This window comes from Rhodovastum atsumiense, assembly GCF_937425535.1.
Classification (GTDB): domain Bacteria; phylum Pseudomonadota; class Alphaproteobacteria; order Acetobacterales; family Acetobacteraceae; genus Rhodovastum; species Rhodovastum atsumiense.
The window spans coordinates 4,066,120-4,084,917 of record NZ_OW485601.1; the positions used below are offsets into that span (position 1 = coordinate 4,066,120).

Consider the following 18,798-nt stretch of genomic DNA (forward strand, 5'->3'; position numbering starts at 1 on the left):
CCCTGGTTGGCATCGTGGGCACAGGGCGCCGTTCCGGTCCTGTCGATAACCGGGGCAATATCTTCACATAATTGAAATTCCGCCTGTTTTTGGCGCTTGCTTGGTGTTCTCCGCCGGGTTGGGGCAGGGGATGAAAAAACCACCCGGCGCCTGGTCGAACGGGCATCCCGCCGACCTGGAATGCGGCAGCATGACGCGGATTATTGCGGCGTGAAGTGCAGGGCTTGGCATTGCAAGCAACGTGCTTCACTGCTTGCCAGGATGATATAGTATTAAACCGCACTCACCAGCAATGACATTACAGGGAGCAAAATATCAGGATTGGAAATATTCGAAAGCGCATCCAATCCTGCGGCAGGTCCCCGGCCGGCGGCGGTGTCCCCCGGCCTATGCCCGCTGGCTGCCGGGCGGGGGCGCGGCGCCCGTCCTGTCCCCTGGCCCCGGCCTGGCTTCGAGCAATGTCGTGATCCTGTCGGCAAGATCGGGGATGCCGACCGGCTTGCCCAGCAGCGAGAACGTCGCCGACATCGCGCCCTGCATCGCCAGTTCGACGCCGTCGTCGACATGGCCGGTCAGCAGGATCGCCGGCAGGCCACGGCGTCGCGCCTGCGCCTCGCGGATCAGGGCCATGCCGCTGATCCCGGGCATCAGCAGGTCGGTGACCAGCACGTCGACCGCCTCGCCCGCGTCCAGCCGCGCCAGCGCCGCCGGGCCGTCCCCGGCGGTGGCGACGACGAAGCCGGCCTGGCGCAGGCCGATGGCCAGGCTCCGCAGCAAGGCAGGCTCGTCATCGACCAGCAGCACCCGCCAGGCGATCCCGGCGCGGGCCGGGGCGGCGGGGGGCGGGGCCGCTGCCTCCACCTCCTGGCCGGGCGCCGGCAGCCAGAGCGAGACGGTGCAGCCTTGTCCGGGCGCGCTGTCGATGACCAGCGCGCCGCCGGATTGCTCGGCGAAGCCGCGGGCCATGGGCAGGCCGAGCCCGGTGCCGCCGCCGCGCGGCTTGGTGGTGAAGAAGGGTTCGCAGGCGCGCGCCAGCGTCGCCTCGTCCATGCCGGTGCCGGTGTCGCTGAGCGTGAAGCGGACATAGGCGCCCGGCTCCAGTGGCAACGGCGGCGCCGCGTCGGGCCCGACCGTCTCCACCGCGGCGAGGATCGTGAGTGTGCCGCCCTCGGGCATGGCGTCGCGGGCATTGACGGCGAGGTTGATCAGCGCCGCTTCCAACTGGCCGCGATCGGCCAGCAGGACCGGCAGGCCGGGTTCCACCGCGAAGCGCAGCACCACCGTGCTGGCCAGGGTGTGGGTCAGCACCTGGCGCATGTCATCCAGCAGGGCGGCGGGGTCGATGGGGCCGGCGCGCAGCTCGCCGCGGCGGGCGAAGGCGAGCAGCCGGCGGACGATGCCATGACCGCGCCCGGTTGCATCGGAAATCATGCCGATGCATTCGCCGACGATGTCGTCCTGGCCCGTGGCGCGGCCCCGCGCGTCGCGCGCGATCAGCGTCGCGCAGTTGCTGATGATCTGCAGGATATTGTTGAAGTCGTGCGCGATGCCGCCGGCGAGCTGGCCCAGCGCCGCCAGTTTCTCGCGCTGGCGCATCGCCTTCTCCGCCTGCTCCCGCTCTTCCGCCGCGCGCGTCAGGGCGGCGGTGCGCTCGGCCACCAGGCGTTCCAGCTCGGCATGGCTGCGCGCCAGCGCCTCGCGCGCTGCGACGGCGTCGGAGATGTCGGTGCAGGTGCCGAACCAGCGTGTGATGGCGCCGCTCTGCGGGTCGCGCACCGGCAGCGCCCGGCCCAGGATCCAGCAATGGCGGCCATCCGCCCGGTGCAGCCGGTATTCCTGCTCGAACGCCTCGCCGGTCACCAGGCAATGCCGCCAGTGCATCCGCACGCGCTCGCGGTCGTCGGGATGCAGCATGGCACACCACGTCTCGATGGTGAGCGGCCCCGGCGCGAGTCCGGTGGCGTCCTGCCAGCGCCGGTTGTGATAATCGCGGGTCCCGTCCGGCCGGGCGGACCAGACCAGTTGCGGCATGGCATCGGTGATGGCGCGGAACCGGGCCTCGCTCTCGCGCAGCGCCGCTTCGGCCCGCACCCGCGCGGTCACGTCGAGCAGCACGCCGGCATCGCGCACCGCCACCCCCGCGGCGTCGCGCTCCACCCGGCCGCGCCCGAGCAGCCAGCGCTCGCCGCCATCCGGATGCGGGGCGGCGGAGCGGTAGACATGCTCGTAGGTCGTGGCTTCCGCCATGGCCCGCCGCCATCCCGCCTCGGCGGCGGCGCGGTCGTCCGGATGCACGGCCTCCAGCCAGTTCTGCGGTGTCATCTCGTGCGGCGCGCGGCCGTGCAGGGCGGGCACCTCGGGGGAGACGTGGTGTTCGCCGGTCAGGAGGTTCACGTCCCAGGTCCCGACATTCGCGCCTTCGGTCGCCAGTCGCAGCCGCGCCTCGCTCGCGCGCAGCGCCGCCTCGGCCTGCTTGCGCGCCGTGACCACCTCGGCGAACACCACCGCGCCGCCGATCGTGCCATCGGCGCGGTGCCAGGGCGTCATTTCCCAGCGCACCCATTCGGTCCGGCCGTCGCGGCGCTGGAACGAATCCTCCTCGGCCGAGAGCGTTTCCCCGGCCAGCACGCGGCGATGGATGTCGCGCCAGCGGGCGGGGTGTTCCGGGAAGGCATCATAATGGCAGCGCCCGATCAGCGATTGCGGGTCGCATGGCTGGTCCTGGGCGATGTCGCGCAGGTAGCGGCGGCTGACCGCGAGGTAGCGCATCGCCGTGTCGAACATGGCGATGGCGGCCGGGGCGCGGTCGACGAACAGCCGCAACTGCTCCCCTTGTTCCCGCAGCGCGGCCTGGGCCTCGACCAGGTCGTGGATATCGTTCACCGCGCCAAGCCAGCGCCGGATCCTGCCGTCCGCGCCGCGCACGGGCAGGGCGCGCACCAGGTGCCAGCGCCAGGCGCCGTCGGCGGCGCGGCGGATGCGCTGGTGGCCGACATATTCCTTGCCGGTGCGCACCGATTCCTGCCAGCGCGGCAGCACTTCCCGCAGGTCGTCGGGGTGCATCGAACTGGCCCAGCCAATCCCCGCCACCTCCGCGGCCCTGCGCTCGACGTAATCGAGCCAGGTCTGGTTGGCCCAGGTGTTGCCGCCCGTGGCATCGGCTTCGTACAGCATGCTCGGGACGGCTTCGGCGAGGATCCGGAAACGCGCCTCGCTTTCGGCCAGGGCCTGTTCGCGGGCCCACGCCGTCAGGGCCAGCGGCCATCCGGCCCCGGCGAGCAGCCACGCCAGCCCGGTGAGAGGGCCGGCCCGGAACCCGATGCCACACAGCACGAGAAGGGCGATCAGCATCAGTGGTGACCTGGTGCATCTCATCTGGAAGGCGCCCTCTCCCGGCAGTATGGGGAACGTTTCGGTCTATAATGGGAGTGCTATCATCTCCTGCCAGTCGTTGTCGCGGAAATGCCGGCGGCGCGGCGGGGGCAACCCGGCTCCCGGCCAGGAGGCTTTGCCTTCCGGACCGCGCTTTCGCGGGACGGGCTTTGCCTTTGGGGGCCGTTATGTCCCCACGCCGCTCAGGGCTGCATCCCGTGCATGCTGTGGCCGAGCAGCGACCGGACCAGCCATTCCATCAGCGAATGGCGGTCGAGGATGATGTCGGCGCGCAACAACATGTCCGGCTGCAACGACCGCCGCTGGCCCTGGGATTCGACATCGGCGCGGTCGAGTGCCGCGGTCACGCGGTAGACCGGCTCGGTGGGCGTCAGCGGGCCGGTCATGTCCGCGGCGGTGAGCACGGTCTGCGACACCCGCACGATGTGCCCGCCATAGCTGCCGAAATTCTGGTAGGGGAAGGCGTCGTAGAGGATGCGCACCCGCTGGCCGAGCCGCACGAAGCCCATGGCCCGGGTCGGCACCAGCAATTCCGCCTGCATCGTGCCGCCGTCGGGGACGATGCTCATTTGCTGGCGCCGCGGGTCGGCCTGTTCGCCGACGGTTGCCTGCACGGCGGAGACGCGCCCGGAAATCGGGGCGCGAATGACATAGGCGCGCTTGCCGTTCACCTCGACGATGCGCTGCTGCAACGAGGACAGCTCGACATTCATGGTGTGGACACGTTCCGCCGTTGCCGCCGGCAGCCGCGCCAGCGCCGCCTGCTGCTCGACGAGCTGGTTGCGGCGGTCGGCGAGCTGCTGCGCCAGCGCGTCGAGGTTGATGCGGTTCTGCAGCACCGTCTCCCGCCGCTGGTTCAGGTCGACGGCGGAGATGAAGCCTTTCTCGTAGAGCTTGACGGCGGGATCGACCAGCGCCTGCGCCAGCCCGATCTTTTCCTGCTGCAGCCGGATCTGGGCCTGCAGGTCGGCCACGCTTTCGGTCAGGCCCTGGACCAGGGACTGCAGCCGGCGGGTTTCCGCGGCGGTGCGGATCGGCTCGGCGTCGATACGGTCCTTGAGGCGATCGCGCTGCTGGCGCAACGCGTCGAGGATCTCGCTGTTGACATCGGCGCCGTCGGTGGAGACCTGCGGCGTGGTGATGCTGAGCAGCGGCTGCCCGGCGACGACGTCCTGGCCTTCCTCGACGAGCACGGCGCCGATCACGCCGGTTTGCTGCGCGTAGATGCGTGCGGTGCCGGCGGTGGGCATGAGGTATCCCGCCACCGTCTCCTTGCGGCTGTAGGGGGTCTGGCTGAGCAGCACGACGATGGCCACGACGGCGGCGGTGACGATCCAGACCGCGACGCGCATCGACAGGGAATGCAGCGGCGCGATCTCGCCATCCGGGTGATGCTGCTGCTGGAATTCGATGACGTCGTGGCGAAACAGGCTGCGCGGGACTGCCAACGCGGGTCTCCGGTTGAGAAAGGGACGAGGGCCGGATCGCATCGGGCGCAACGGCTCGATGCACCATACTTCCCGACGGCCGGCCGTGTGGGAACGACGCCGCGAGGACAAACCTTCGTCAGAATCGCGCCGCGCGCGTTGTCGCCAGGGCACCCCGGGGACAACCGGTGGCTGTCCTTGCAGCCGGGGCCGCAGCCGGAGGGTAATTATAACGAAATAACAACAAAAATGCCGGGGCGGGATCAGCCTGCGCTTCACATCGATGCGATGCCGGGCATTTGCCGGGGCGGGAACTTGCGGCTGGCGGTCATCCCGAAAATGATGCGGGCAAATATATTGGTCAATTCAAGGGAGATATTGTGAAATACATTATCGCCTTGTGCCTGTTCCTCTGTTCCGCGAGCCTTGCCTGGGCCCAGAAGCCGGGCTCGGCCCAGGTCGCGCGCGTCAACCAGGGAACCGTCGGCGTGATCACCGGCATGGAAGGCGGCACCTACGCGCGCACCGCCGCCGACCTGACCCTGCTCGATGACGACACGCTGCGCGTCCTGCCCGCGCTCGGCAAGGGATCGCTGCAGAACCTGTCGGACATCCTCTACCTGCGCGGCATCGACATCGGCTTCGTGCAGGCCGACGCGCTGGCCTATGCGAAGCAGCACGGGCTGTTCCCCAATCTCACGCAGAGCCTGCGCTACATCGCCAAGCTCTACGACGAGGAGGTTCACGTCATCGCCCGCCAGGACATCGCGCGGATCGAGGACCTGGAGGGCCAGCGCGTCAATGTCGATGTCGCCGGCAGCGGTTCGGCAATGACGGCGGAGATCCTGCTCGACATGCTGGGGATCAAGGCGGTGGTCGAGCACGAGCGCCAGGCAAGCGGCGTGCAGCGGCTGAAGGACGGGGAGATCGCCGCGATCATCCATGTCGGCGGCGCGCCGATCCCGCTGTTTGCCGGTCTGTCGGCCGCGCAGGGGCTGCATCTCCTGCCGGTGCCGCTGACGCAGGCGCTGGCGGAGACCTACCTGCCCGACCGCTTCACCCATGACAACTACCCGTTGCTGGTGGCGGAGGGCGAGGCGGTGCCGACGCTGGCGGTTGGCGACGTGATGGCGGTGTTCGCCTGGGCGCCGAACACCGAGCGGTACAACAAGGTCGCGCGCTTCGTGGAGGCGTTCTTCGGCCGCTTCGACGAATTCCAGCGCCCGCCGCGCCATCCCAAGTGGCGTGAGGTGAACCTGACCGCGGAGGTTCCCGGCTGGACGCGCTTCCAGCCTGCGCATGACTGGCTGGTGCGCCAGACCACTGCCGGCACCGCGGGGCAGGCCACGCAGGCGTCGTTCAATGCCTTCCTGACGCAGAGCGGCGCGCCGGCCAATGCCGCGGCGATGAGCGAGGCCGGGAAGGAAGCGCTGTTCAGGCAGTTCCTGCTCTGGCAGAAGCAGCGCGCGCCGCGGCCATGACCCCTTGCCGTCCCCAGGGAGGAAACATCGAATGCCGTCCGCGCAACAGATCATCCTCGGCCCGTCGTCGGATGCCCGGCCCTGCCCGATCGACGTGACCTTCGATGCCATCCATCATGGCAGGGCGGCGAGCTGCACCATCATCGGCCCCGGAAACCGGCAGGTGGGGGTGGCCACGCTGCATGATGTGGGGCCTTTCGTGCTCCCGGGGCACTTGCTGGCGACGCCCGAGCATCTGCACGGGACCATCGAGACCCGGGTGCCGCCTCCGCCGGGAACGCGGTCGCCGGGGTCCTTCCGGACCGTGGGCAGCATCGATGTCTATCCCTCCTTCATCTCCCCGGTCCACGAGATCCTGCTGCAGATCGGCGGGCGGACGCAGGACCTGCAGGCAACCTGCGCGGGCGGCAGTGTCCGGGCCACCGCGGCGGATGGTTCCGTCTACGCCTTCACCTTCGCGCAACACGCGCCGCCGTGACGAGGCCGCGGGCGGGAGAGTGGCCTCCCGCCCCGGCGCCGCCCGGTCAGCTCAGCCGGATCGAGGAAACAAGGTCGTTCCAGGGGCCGAGATTGGAATAGAAGCCCGGCCCGAAGGTATGCAGCGCGCCCTGGTAGTTGGGCTCGGCGTAATAGGTCACGTTGCCGCCGACGACGATCATGGAAGAGGCCTTGTTGTCCCAGTATTCGTCCCGGAACGGCCAGGGGCGATCGGCCAGCTTGTCGTTGCCGAGATCGGGGTCGGAGCGGGTGAAGGTGATGCGGTGCCCGCCGAAGTTGATGTCTTCGAACAGGATGACGGTTGTCGCTGTCATGGTCCCCTCCATTTCACGGCATGGCGAAGCGGAAGTAAAACGGCTTGGTGGATGGGGTCCTGCAACCATGAATGGTCCATTTAAGAACCATATCAATCAAAACCCCTTATCGCACGGATCAATATAATCCACCAATTGCTTCATGATTTTCATTTTTCCGCAGGTGCCGGCCAAAAACGTTGTATGATTTTGGGCGATGCTTTTGTTGATTTTGGTTGACGCAATCCATCGGGGATTTGTGACGGCGGATGGCGCTGCGCTTATCCGCCCTACACGTGCCGTTCCCGGCCCTCCGTGAGATGCGGCGCGAGGGCGAAGGCCAGCGGCAGGATCGCCAGCGCGACGATCGCGGTGGCCGCCGTCGCCCATGGCGCGCCGACCTGGTCGCCGAGCATGCCGTACGCCACCGGGGAGATCGCCCCCGATCCGATCGTGCCTGTGTAGAACAGGGCAAAGGCGCGCTCGACCCGGTCGGGCGGGGTGAGTTCCGGAACCGTGCCGTAGAGCACGGACGAGGTGCCGTTCAACATGACGCCCAGGACCGGCAGCAGCGCGAAGAGCGCCGGCAGCGGCAGCGCCAGCACGCCGAGGATGCAGGCCGCCGTGCCGCCTTCCGTGGCCAGCACGGTGCGCAGCACGCCGACCCGGGCGCCGAGCCAGCCACAGGCGAACTTGCCGGCCGCGCCGCCGAGGAAGACCAGCGCCAGGGCCATGCCCACCGTCGGGAGCGACGCGCCTTTCGCCGTCAGCAGGAACGGCAGGAAGGTCAGCACCCCGGTTCGCACGCCGTTGTCCAGCACGCCGATGACGAACAGCAGCCAGAAGCCGCCGTGCCCGCGGCCGCCTTGCCGGTGCGGCGACCGGGCCGGCCCGCTCCGGGCCATTGGCGGCATCAGCAGCAGCACCGTGGCCGCCACCGCCACGCCGAGTGTCGCCAGCAGCCAGACCGCCTCGCGCCACGGCATCAGCGTCAGCAGCAGCGAGGCCAGCGCGGGAATCGCGGCTTTCCCAAGGTCGCCGGTGAAGTTGTAGGTGCCCAGCGGGCCGCGCGCCGAGGCGCCATAGGCGCGCGAGACCGCGGCGGAGGCGAGCGGATGTTGCGTGCCCGATCCGGCGCCCGAGATCGCCAGGGCCGCGCACAGGCCGATCAGGCCCCCGGTGAGGCCGGCGAGCGCATAGCCCGCGGCGGCCAGGGCGGTGCCGCCGGCGAGGACGATGCGCCCGTCAACCCGCTCGGCGAGCCGGCCGGCGGGAAGCTGAAACACCGCCATCATGCCGGAGTACAGTCCGCGCAGCGCGGCCAGCATCCCGTAGCCCAGGCCGAATTCGCCCTGCCAGAGCGGCAGCAGCACGTAGATCAGGTCGGTATAGCCGTCGTGCAGGGCATGCGCGGTTCCGGCAACAGCGAGCGTGCGCCGGGCCTGCGCGCGGTCTTCCGGGGGGAGGGCGGAGGCGGCGGCCTCGGTCATGCCCATGCCCCGGTCGGGACGATGAAAGCTGACGCAGTGCCGGAGGAGGGGCGGGGCCTGGTGGGATCGGACATGGTCGCTCATTGGATAAGCTGAGGGGCAGCCAGGAAGATGTGACAGCTTGCCGACGCCGACAAACGACGAATGTTGCGGCTTCAGGTCAGCTAAACTAGCCTGACACGATGCAGGCCGCCCGTCCCTCGCTGCCGCCGCTGAATGCGCTGCGTGCCTTCGAGGCGGCCGCGCGGCTCGGCAGCTTCAAGGACGCGGCGCGGGAACTGGCGGTGACGCATGGCGCGATCAGCCGGCATGTCCGGCTGCTGGAAGACTGGCTGGGGCCGCCGGCGCTGTTCCGCCGGCTCAACCGGCGCGTCGTGCTGACGCCCACGGGGGCCGCCTTGCTGGCCGAGACCGGGCCCGCGCTCGACCGGCTTGCCGCCGCCGCGGCGCGGCACCGGGCCGGAGGGGGCCGGCCGCCGCCGGCGGTGCTGCGCGTCAACGCGCTCGCCACCTTCAGCCTGCGCTGGCTGCTGCCCCGGCTGGGGCAGTTCCGCGACCGCCACCCGGAGATCGAGGTGCGGCTTTCCACCTCCAACGAGCCGGTGGACGCGGTGACGGAGCCCTGCGACGTGATCATCCGCGGCGGGCCGGACACGTTCTACGGCTTCACCTGCCACCCCTTCCTGACCGAATGGCGGCTGCCGGTCTGCAGCCCGGCCTTGCCGGAGCGCGTGCCGCTGCGGGATGTCGCGGATCTGCGGTTCCACACCTTGATCCATGCCTCCACGCTGCCGCGGGTCTGGCCCGACTGGCTCGCCGCGGCCGGCGTGCCGGAGCTGGCGCCGGCGGCGTCGCTGACGCTGGATCATTTCTACCTGACGCTGCAGGCGGCGCTGGATGGGCTGGGGGTCGCCATGGGGCCGACCGCCCTGGTGGCGGAGGATCTCGCGGCGGGCCGTCTGGTGGCGCCGTTTCCCGACGTGACGATCCCGACCCGCGGCTACCACGCCTACCTGCCCGAGGCACGGGCGGGGGACCTCGCCGCGATGTCCTTCTGCCGGTGGCTGGAGGAAACGGGACGGATGGACGGCACGAAGGCGCCCGGCGGGGGCGTGTCCGCAGAGAAATAAGTTCCGTCATTGCCGCAGGGCGGATCAGCGAAGCGCTCTCGGCCGATGGTTCCCGGGCCGCCGCTTCGCCTCCGGCGGCGCATTCAACAACCTTGACTCGGAGGCGCGCCAAATCCGTGGCGGATACACTTGTTTTCGCCACGCCGATCTACGGCCAGGAGCAGAGGACCATCGTGGTTGGCACCTGTCTGGTTCCGCCGAGGTGCACCGATGCGCTGCCCTGGTCAGGCTGCCTTCACACCCGCAAGGAACGAACTGACCTCACGGCTGAGGCTTGCGGTCTGCCGCGACAGTTCATCGGCAGCCGTGAGCACGTGGTTCGCTCCCTCGCCGGTCCGCTTGGCCCCCGCGTCCACCTCGCCGATGTTCTGCGTCACGTCCCGCGTGCCGGCGGCGGCCTCCTGGACGTTGCGCGCGATCTCCTTCGTGGCGGAACCCTGTTCCTCGACCGCCGCCGCGATGGCCGAAGTCCTCTCACTGACCTGGCCGATGGTCGACGAGATGGCCTGGATGGCGCCGACCGCGGCCCGGGTGGACGCCTGGATCTGGCCGATTTGCCCGGCGATCTCCTCGGTGGCCTTGGCGGTCTGGCTGGCGAGTGCCTTCACCTCGGAGGCTACGACCGCGAACCCTCGCCCGGCCTCGCCCGCGCGGGCTGCCTCGATGGTAGCGTTCAGGGCGAGAAGGTTGGTCTGCCCTGCGATGCCGCTGATCAGGTTGACCACCTGCCCGATGCGTTCCGCGCTGTCGGAGAGCGACTGGACGATGTTCCCCGTCTCGCGGGCCTCCGCCGCCGCGGTGTGCGCCGCGGCGGCGGATTGCGTGATCTGGCGGTTGATCTCGGCGACCGAGGACACGAGTTCATTGGCGGCCGCTGCCACCGTCTGAACGTTCCCGCTGGCCCGTTCGGCGGCCGCGGCAACCGTCTCCGACTGCCGGGCCGTGTTTCCGGAGGTGCCCGACATGGATTCCGCCGTCGCGTGCAACTCGGTGGCGGAAGTCGAGAGGATGTTGACCATCGCCTCGATCTTCGCTTCGAATTCGCGCGTCAGGGAATGCAGCCGCGCCGCGCGTTCAACATCCGCCGCATGCTGCCTCTTCTGCTCGGCGGCAAGTGCGTCCGCCTGCTTCAGGCCGGTGCGGCACTCGTCGATGGCGCGGGCAAGATCGCCGATTTCGTCGGACCGGGAGGTGCAGGGCAGATCGAAGACATAGTCGCGGCAGGCAAGTTGTCGCATCACCCCGGCCAGGTGCACCACACGGGACGTTACGTTTCGGCTCAGCCAGGCGGCGGAGGCCACGGCCAGCATCCCCGCCAGCGCTGTCATCACACTGACGGTCCAGACCGTTTGGGAGAAAGCCGCATCGGCGGCATCCGCACTCTCAGTCGCCGCGCGATTGCTGTACTGCATGTCGGCTTCGACCGTGGCTCGCACCTTCTCGAAGAGAGCGAGCATCTCTATGTTGAACATGCGCCCTGCGGCTGTCTTGTCCGCGCTGATGGCTTGCAGCCTGGCATCTTGCGTCAGGTAGTTCTTCCAGGCGGCATCGATGGCCGGGATGAGGGTTTCCTTTTCTTCCCCCGGGTCGACAAAGGGTTGGTATGCTTTCCAGGAAGCCTGGATCTCGGCGAGCGCCGCAGCACGACGCTGGGTCACCGCGGTAATACTGTCCGCGTCGGCAATGATTGCCGCCGCCTGCAATAGCCGGAAGCGCTCCAGCAATTGCGCCAGATGGCCCATGACCACGCCGCTGGGTACGGCGTTGCGGCCCAGATCGGTGGCCACTTTGTTCGTCTGGACCGCTTGATACAAACTTACGCCGCCCATCAGAACGAAGGCAAGCAGCAAGGCTCCGAACACCAATCGCAGCTTGCTACCGACGCCAGCATTTGAAAAAAGAGCCATGAGACGCCCGTATGTGTGGTTGTCGGAAATTATTGACTTGTAGTATATTTTTATAAACCTGCAGCTTATTTACCATCCGCCCTATGGAAATCATAGGCTCTTTTGAGTGGGGTGCGGGCGGCAGGTCGCGCCAAGGATGGCCGGGACCTGGGGAGCTTCAAACAAGCCATTTCCGGTCGGGCTGAACGTGAACCGCTGCTTTGGGTCGCGGGCGGCTGCAAACCGCATCCCGCTCAATGTCGACTTCATGGCGCTGTTCGCCAAACAGCCGCCCGTCCGCTTCCTGCCAGCATGGGCCGCAACGTGCCCATGTCGGTCACTCGACACGGCGCAGGGGGGGCGGCGTTTGTCCTGCGCCCCTTATCCGGCGACGACGCGCGGCGGGGTCCGCCGGAACTGCGACGGGGACTGCCCGGTCATCCGCTTGAACGCATTGGAAAAGGCCGCATCCGAGCCAAACCCGGTGGTGCGCGCGATCTGGCCGATCGGCATGGTCCCCGCGGCCAGCCAGCGCTGGGCCAGGCGCATGCGCCACTGGGCCAGGTAGGCGAGCGGCCCCATCCCGGCCGACGCCTTGAAGCGGGTGGCAAAGGTGGTCCGCGACATGGCGGCGGCCCGCGCCAGGTCCGGCAGGTGCCAGCTTCGCGCCGGCTGCGCGTGCACCAGCCGCAGCGCCGGGGCGAGCCGCCGGTCGGCCAGGACGCGCAGCCGGCCCGGCGCCAGCGCGTCCTCGCGCGCCAGATGCACCCGCAGGATCTGCAGGCGGATGGAAATCGATGCGCTCACGATCAGGCTCCTGGAGTGCCCAGCCTGGCCGGACGCGACCCCAGCTGCATTCCTGCCGGGAAATGAAATTGGAAAGAATCCGGGATACTGTTCCTGCATCCCCTGCATTCGATCATGGATGCACTTACCAACCAATAAGGCGTTTTTCTTTGATATTTATCGATTTGAGATCGATCGTGTTTTGGAGTGCCCGATGGTTTCCGCTTCGCCTATGCACATACCCCGTGGTCCTCTCACCTTCGGCGTGGCGGCCGAAGGTGAGAGCGCAGCGATGAGCCGGTCGTGGTGGTGGGGCAATGCCTGGGGCACGGCGTCGGCCCTCCGTTTCTTCCAGTTGTACCATCGTCAACCGGCATGCCCTTGCTGTCCGTCAGGCGCCCACCCGGAGTGCGGTTCGCCGCCGTTGTCTCGCCAACTCCGCAACCACGTCGCGACATCGGTAACGGCGATGCCGTTGCGGAAATTGAACGTCCTTTCCTGGGGCCAGGCGACACCGTCCGGCCGGGCGAAGGCGAGGCGATACTTCCGCATCGTGTCGTCGGGATTGGCCGCGACGGCGGCCTTCAGCTCCGGCACCGTCAGCAGGATGCGCTCGACCTTGCGCCCGAGGACGCTCTCAACCGTGTCGGCGAGCTCACGGTAGGTGAACGTATCGCCCGCCACGAACACCACCTGATCATCGAAGCTGCCGTGCGAGGTGGCAATCAGCGCGGTCAGGCGGCCAATGTCCTCGGGCGTGGTCACGGTCAGCTGGTAGTCCCAGCTTCCCAGCGCATGCACCCTGCGACGCTCAAGATCGACCAACCCAAAAGCCGGAATGAAAATGAAGCTGGTGAACATGCCCGTGGAGAGGATCGTCCACCGCACCGCCGATTGCGCCCGCAGCATGTCCCGGACGTCGAGCTGCTCGTCCCATACCTCCTGGCCGCTGCCGCGACCGACGACGTCGTAGTCCACGCCGAACTGCCACGGGATGAAGTGCCCGACGCCCGCCCGGATGACGGCCGCGGTGATCTTGCGCTGGGTGCCAGGGCCACCGACGAACCCGGTGCAGCACACGACGCTGTCGAAATCCGCGAAGATGCCTGCCAGGTCGGCGACGGAGGATGCGACAAGATCGGCTTCCACGATGTCCACCCCCCATGCGCGCATCGCGGCCGCTTTGGGATGGGGACTTCCGGTCCGGTTGTCGGCGGCGCGCAGGAGCACCGAGATGGCCGGGGCGCGCCCCTGGTCGCGCAGCCGTGCCAGTGCGTGCAGCACCGACAGGCCCAGCTCGCCGGCGCCGAGGACGAGAATCTTCTTCATTTTCGATGATGGGCGTTCTGACACTGTTGGTTCCCTGGTGTGAGCTCCTTAGATGATTGGCCCCGCTGCCAATGAAAGAAGGCACACCGGTGATACCGCAGGACCTGGACACCTTCCACGAGGTCATCCGGCGATCGCAGGAGGCCTGCGATGCCCTGAGCGAGGCGGAAGATGGCCTGAAGCGTGAGATCCTTGCCCATGCCGGCAATCGCTGGTCGCTTGGCGTCGTGCACGCCCTTGGCGTGGCGGGCACCCTGCGGCACGCGGAACTGGCGCGCCGCCTGGAAGGGGTGACGCAACGGATGCTGACCCGGACGCTGCGGCAGCTCGAACGTGACGGCCTGATCTCCCGACGCGACCATCGCGAGGTTCCGCCACGGGTTGATTACACCCTGACGGAGCTCGGGCGCGGGCTGCTGCAAGGCATGATTCCGCTCTGGACCTGGGTGATCGACAACGCCGACGCGTTCAGGGCGGCCCGCGACCGTTTCGACACCGATGGCGGTCACGGCGATGACGTTCCGGCCCGGACACGCTCCGTGGCTTCACCCGTCCCCCGTTCCTGACGGCGCCCGGCGAAGGCGTGTCCGCAAGGAAACGAGGCGCCCTCGTGCGGCGTTCAGGCCGGCCCGGTCCCGCGGGCATGGCGCGATGCCGCCGCCGCCGCGAGAGCGGCGATGGCCACCGCAAGCGGGACGAAGGACAGCCAGAGCACCGTGCTCCATCCATGGGATGTCAACAGGCTGCCGGACAGGAAGGACCCGAAGGTGATCGTGCCGAACACGATGAAGTCGTTGAGCGACTGCACCCGTGCCTTCTCCTCCGGGCGGTGGCAGTCGAGCACCAGGGAGGACGCCCCCACGAAGCCGAAGTTCCAGCCCAGGCCGAGCAGGATCAGGCTCAGCCAGAAATGCGGCACGTCCACGCCCGCCAGCCCGACCACGGCGGAGGCGCCGATCAGCGCCAGCCCGGCCGTCACCACGCGCGGCGCGCCGAAGCGGGTGATCAGCCGCCCGGTGAAGAAGCTCGGGCCGTACATCGCGATCACGTGCCACTGCACGCCGAGATTGGCCGCTTCCTGGGACAGGCCGCACATCTGCATGGCGAGCGGCGCGGCGGTCATGAGGAAGTTCATCAGCAGGTAGGACACCACGCCGCAGATCACGGCGGTGATGAAGCGCGGCTGGCGCGCGATGACGCCGAGCGGGCGGCCCCGCGCCGTTTCCGCCGCGGTCGGCGTGGGGATCCGCACGCCGAGCAGGATGAGCGCGGAGAGTGCGGCCACGGCGGCCTGCGCGATGAAGGTGGCGGCGAAGATGTAAGGCGGCCACAGGGTCATCGTGAAGGTGACGAGTTGCGGGCCGATGATCCCGGCGAACACGCCGCCCGCCATGACGGCGGACAGCGCCCGCGCGCGTCGGTCCGGTGCCACGCAGTCGGCCGCGGCGAAGCGGAAGGACAGCACCACGGCGGCGTAGGCCCCACCGAGGAACGTTGCCGCGCAGTACAGCCAGAAGGCGCCGAGCACGACCGCCAGCGTCCCCAGCAGCCCGGTGAGCACGCCGCATCCCGTGCCGGCCAGGAAGGCGGCGCGGCGGCCATGGCGCTGGGCGATGGCGCCGGCGGGCAGGGTGCAGGCCGCCATCCCCACCACGAAGATGGAGATGGGCAGGGTGGCCAGCGCCTTGTCGGGCGCGAGCGCGTTGCCGACGATGGCCCCCGTTGCGTAGACGACCACGGAGTTCGCCCCGGCCAGCGCCTGGGCGATGGCGAGCCGCAGGACATTGCCCGGTCCGCGCGGATCGGGGAGGGCGGGCGACGGCCCGGCGGCGGGGGCGGGAACGGCGTGCGACATGCGGGTCCTCAGGCTGTGCCGGCGCGCGGGCACGGGGAGGGGCCTCGCCGCTGCGCCGGTTTTCGCCAGAGCTAGGGCCTTCCCCCGCTGTCTGTCTTTCGATGATCCGACAATTTATATGGAATATCTGCCAAAGCAGGGGGCTGCGCATGATCTGGGAGACCGTCACGGCGCCACCGGGGCTGGCGCCACCCAGGCCGATGACGGTACGGGCGCAATCCATCCCCCCGCGCCATGCCTTCCCGGAGCACGCGCATTCCTGGCACCAACTGGTGTACGCGATCTCGGGGGTGCTGACGGTGGCCGTGGCGGGGCGTTCCTTCGTGATCTCGCCGGAACAGGCGGTGTGGCTGCCGACCGGCCTGCGGCACCGGGTGGGCACGCTGCCCGGCGCCGAGTTCCGCAGCCTCTGGATCGCCGACGAGGCCGGGGCCGGCCTGCCGGCGCGAGCCACCGTGGTTGGCGTCTCGCCGCTGCTGCGGGCGCTGATCGTCGAGGCGGCGGCGATCGAGGGCCAGGACGACCCCGACGGCTATGCGGGCCGCGTGACCGGGTTGATCCTCGACCAGCTCCGGCGTGCGCGGCCGCTGCCGGGGGCGCTGCCCTGGCCGCGCGAGGGATCGCTGGGGGCTCTGTGCGAGGCGCTCTACGCCGATCCGGCCGATCCGCGCGGGCCGGAGGCGTGGGGCCGGGAACTCGGCATGTCGGCGCGGACCCTGGCCCGCCGGGTCGAGGCGGAGCTGGGCATGAGCCTGCGCTCCTGGCGGCGGCGCCTGCGGCTGTTCAAGGCGATCGAGCTGCTGGGCGGCGGGCAGAGCGTGACGCAGGCGGCGATGGAACTCGGCTACGGCTCGACGGCGGCCTTCATCTATGCGTTCCGTGGCGAAATGGGGTGCAGCCCCCAGGCCTACATGCGCGGCGGACCGGCTTCCCCGCCGGCGCCCCCTATCCGGCGGCGGCGCGCGGCGGGGTCCGCCGGAACTGCGACGGGGACTGCCCGGTCATCCGCTTGAACGCATTGGAAAAGGCCGCATCCGAGCCAAATCCGGTGGCCCGCGCGATCGCGCCGATGGGCATGGTCCCCGCGGCCAGCCAGCGCTGCGCGAGACGCATGCGCCACTGGGCCAGGTAGGCGAGCGGCCCCATCCCGGCCAACGCCTTGAAGCGGGTGGCAAAGGCGGTCCGCGACATGGCGGCGGCCCGCGCCAGGTCCGGCAGGTGCCAGCTTCGCGCCGGCTGCGCGTGCATCAGCCGCAGCGCCGGGGCGAGCCGCCGGTCGGCCAGCACGCGCAGCAGGCCCGGTGCCAGCGCCTCCTCGCGCGCCAGATGCACCCGCAGGATCTGCAGGAAGATCAACTGCGCCAGCGCCGTGCAGGCAAAGCCCGCCCCCTCGCGGCTGGCCGCGCATTCCTCGGCGAGGTGCGCGATCAGCGATGCCAGGCGCGGCGCCTCCGCCGCGGTGGCGTCGATGTGGATGCATGCGGGCAGGCTCTCCTGCAACAGCGGGCCGCATCCCGCCGCCATGTCGACATGCCCGCCGAGGAACAGCATCTCGTCCCCACCGCCCAGGGCATGAATGCCCGAAGTGACCCCGGCAAAGATCTCCCGCGCCGGGCGTGGAGGAATCGCGGGGTCGCTGGATGCGATGAAGGCGCGCGGGGCGGCCAGCATCAGCACGTCGCCCTGGCGCATCCGCAACGGTGCCCCCAGCCCTTCCACCGCCAGCCAGCACTGCCCCCGGGCGATGACGAAGAACTTGAGCCGGTCCGGCGGCGGAAAGGCGATCGCCCACGCACCGCCGACGGTGAAGCCGCCCGCGCAGACCGCCTGGGCATTGACCAGTGCCAGGACGGCGGAAAAGGGATCGTCGCTCATGGTTTGAACCGCCGCGCAAGAATCCGGGACGATGGATCATTCATGGTCCAGGGATATCATCCCATCTGCGGGACGCCAACGAATTGGAGTTCGCGTTTCATGACCACCCCGCAGACCCCCATCGGCTCCGGCTTCGGCAAGGCCAGCACGGCCGATGCGGTGATGGCCGGCATCGACCTTGCCGGCAGCACCGCGATCGTCACCGGCGGTTATTCCGGGCTCGGCCGCGAGACCGTGCGCGTGCTGCTGGCCGCGGGCGCCCGCGTGATCGTGCCGGCGCGCGACGTGGGGCGCGCCCGCGCCGCGCTGGCCGACCTTGCGGCGGCCGAGGTGTGGCCGATGGACCTGCTCGACCCGGCCGCGATCGATGCCTTCGCCGCGCGCTTCCTCGCCGAGGGCACGAAGCTGCACATCCTGGTCAACAGCGCGGGCATCATGGCGCTGCCGGACCTGACCCTGGATGCGCGCGGGCATGAACTGCAATTCGCCACCAACCACCTCGGGCATTTCCAGTTGACCCTGCGGCTGTGGCCGGCGCTGCGGGCGGCGGGCGGCGCGCGGGTGGTCGCGGTGTCCTCGCTGGGCCACCGCTTCTCCCCGGTGGTGTTCGAGGACATCGACTTCCGCCATCGCCCCTATGTTCCCTTCGCCGCCTATGGCCAGTCGAAGACCGCGAACGCCCTGTTCGCGGTGGCGCTGGACCGGCGTGGCGCCGCGGACGGCGTTCGCGCCTTCGCGGTCCATCCCGGCGGCATCGTCGAGACCAATCTCGGCAAACACCTCGACCCGGCGAGGCTGCGCGACATCGGCGCCATCGACGCGCAGGGCCAGCCGGTCATCGACCCCGAACGCGGCCTCAAGACGCCGGCGATGGGGGCGGCGACGCAGGTGTGGTGCGCCACCAGCCCCGCGCTCGCGGGCAAGGGCGGGGTCTATTGCGAGGATTGCGACATCTCGGTGCCGCTGCCCCCGCACGCGGGCGACATCGTGATCGGCGACACCATGGCGGTGGGCGGGGTCTATCCCCATGCGGTCGATCCCACGGCGGCGGAGCGGCTGTGGACGCTGAGCGAGACGCTGACCGGCGTGCGGTTGCCGGCCTAGGTGCCGCGCGCGGCGGGCCTCCTGTGCGCGAAGGCGGCCCGCCACTGTCTTTGTCCCGATTCTGGACGCCCGCCGGCCCTGCCAATCCACCGCGTGCCCGCCGACATCCAGCGGGCGATGCGGCCGCGAAGAGAAAGGGGCCTCTCGCGGCATCGCGACGGCGGATGACGCCGCGCTCACCCGGCATGCTCTTGCGGTCCGCCGCCGGTGTCGCGCCAATTCCGCAACCACGCCGCGACATCGACAACGGC

The 18,798-nt window shown here is 69.4% G+C and carries 15 protein-coding genes; 6 read left to right on the forward strand and 9 right to left on the reverse strand.

Translation table 11 applies throughout. The features are described 5' to 3' along the window. Positions 1-387: 387 nt before the first annotated feature. Both NBY65_RS18485 and NBY65_RS18490 read right to left on the reverse strand, forming a co-directional pair. The gene (locus NBY65_RS18485; protein WP_250265694.1) at positions 388-3,351 is read right to left on the reverse strand and encodes a hybrid sensor histidine kinase/response regulator; all 2,964 of its coding nucleotides are present in this window, start codon (positions 3,349-3,351) and stop codon (positions 388-390) included. 224 nt (positions 3,352-3,575) lie between these two features. Then, a complete protein-coding gene (locus NBY65_RS18490) occupies positions 3,576-4,841 on the reverse strand; it encodes an HlyD family secretion protein (protein WP_162530904.1) in 1,266 nt (421 codons plus the stop codon). Between the two features lie 359 nt (positions 4,842-5,200). Here NBY65_RS18490 and NBY65_RS18495 point away from each other — a divergent pair, with 359 nt between their 5' ends. Both NBY65_RS18495 and NBY65_RS18500 read left to right on the forward strand, forming a co-directional pair. Further along, a complete protein-coding gene (locus NBY65_RS18495; RefSeq protein WP_239003257.1) occupies positions 5,201-6,301 on the forward strand; it encodes a TAXI family TRAP transporter solute-binding subunit in 1,101 nt (366 codons plus the stop codon). A 31-nt stretch (positions 6,302-6,332) separates the two neighbouring features. Further along, complete coding sequence (locus NBY65_RS18500) at positions 6,333-6,779, forward strand: hypothetical protein (RefSeq protein WP_150045592.1); 447 nt, start codon at positions 6,333-6,335, stop codon at positions 6,777-6,779. Between the two features lie 46 nt (positions 6,780-6,825). Here the strand turns inward: NBY65_RS18500 and NBY65_RS18505 are convergent, their stop codons facing one another. After that, positions 6,826-7,113 (reverse strand): beta/gamma crystallin-related protein, encoded by a 288-nt coding sequence (locus tag NBY65_RS18505; RefSeq protein ID WP_162530903.1) that lies wholly within the window; start codon positions 7,111-7,113, stop codon positions 6,826-6,828. A gap of 269 nt (positions 7,114-7,382) precedes the next feature. Continuing rightward, positions 7,383-8,582: an MFS transporter gene (locus NBY65_RS18510; RefSeq protein WP_150045590.1), complete on the reverse strand. Its 1,200-nt coding sequence runs from the start codon at positions 8,580-8,582 to the stop codon at positions 7,383-7,385. 182 nt (positions 8,583-8,764) lie between these two features. Between NBY65_RS18510 and NBY65_RS18515 the strand changes: the two genes are divergently transcribed. Beyond that, entirely contained in the window at positions 8,765-9,712 is a 948-nt protein-coding gene (locus tag NBY65_RS18515) for a LysR substrate-binding domain-containing protein (protein WP_150045589.1), read from the forward strand. Between the two features lie 224 nt (positions 9,713-9,936). Here NBY65_RS18515 and NBY65_RS18520 read toward each other — a convergent pair whose 3' ends face one another. The 3 genes from NBY65_RS18520 to NBY65_RS18530 form a co-directional block, all read right to left on the reverse strand. Next, entirely contained in the window at positions 9,937-11,619 is a 1,683-nt protein-coding gene (locus NBY65_RS18520; RefSeq protein WP_150045588.1) for a methyl-accepting chemotaxis protein, read from the reverse strand. 360 nt (positions 11,620-11,979) lie between these two features. After that, positions 11,980-12,405: a helix-turn-helix transcriptional regulator gene (locus NBY65_RS18525; protein WP_250265695.1), complete on the reverse strand. Its 426-nt coding sequence runs from the start codon at positions 12,403-12,405 to the stop codon at positions 11,980-11,982. 345 nt (positions 12,406-12,750) lie between these two features. After that, the gene (locus NBY65_RS18530; RefSeq protein WP_150045517.1) at positions 12,751-13,713 is read right to left on the reverse strand and encodes an aromatic alcohol reductase; all 963 of its coding nucleotides are present in this window, start codon (positions 13,711-13,713) and stop codon (positions 12,751-12,753) included. A gap of 89 nt (positions 13,714-13,802) precedes the next feature. Here NBY65_RS18530 and NBY65_RS18535 point away from each other — a divergent pair, with 89 nt between their 5' ends. Then, the gene (locus tag NBY65_RS18535; RefSeq protein ID WP_239003241.1) at positions 13,803-14,279 is read left to right on the forward strand and encodes a winged helix-turn-helix transcriptional regulator; all 477 of its coding nucleotides are present in this window, start codon (positions 13,803-13,805) and stop codon (positions 14,277-14,279) included. A gap of 53 nt (positions 14,280-14,332) precedes the next feature. Here NBY65_RS18535 and NBY65_RS18540 read toward each other — a convergent pair whose 3' ends face one another. Beyond that, entirely contained in the window at positions 14,333-15,568 is a 1,236-nt protein-coding gene (locus tag NBY65_RS18540) for an MFS transporter (protein WP_150045515.1), read from the reverse strand. A 149-nt stretch (positions 15,569-15,717) separates the two neighbouring features. Between NBY65_RS18540 and NBY65_RS18545 the strand changes: the two genes are divergently transcribed. Continuing rightward, positions 15,718-16,581 (forward strand): AraC family transcriptional regulator, encoded by an 864-nt coding sequence (locus NBY65_RS18545; RefSeq protein WP_150045514.1) that lies wholly within the window; start codon positions 15,718-15,720, stop codon positions 16,579-16,581. On the opposite strand, the gene NBY65_RS18550 is transcribed toward NBY65_RS18545, so the two are convergent. Then, positions 16,514-17,443: an AraC family transcriptional regulator gene (locus NBY65_RS18550; RefSeq protein WP_150045513.1), complete on the reverse strand. Its 930-nt coding sequence runs from the start codon at positions 17,441-17,443 to the stop codon at positions 16,514-16,516. The genes NBY65_RS18545 and NBY65_RS18550 overlap by 68 nt on opposite strands. A gap of 99 nt (positions 17,444-17,542) precedes the next feature. Here NBY65_RS18550 and NBY65_RS18555 point away from each other — a divergent pair, with 99 nt between their 5' ends. Then, on the forward strand, positions 17,543-18,547 hold the full coding sequence (locus NBY65_RS18555; RefSeq protein ID WP_150045512.1) for an oxidoreductase: 1,005 nt from the start codon (positions 17,543-17,545) through the stop codon (positions 18,545-18,547). Positions 18,548-18,798 lie beyond the last annotated feature (251 nt).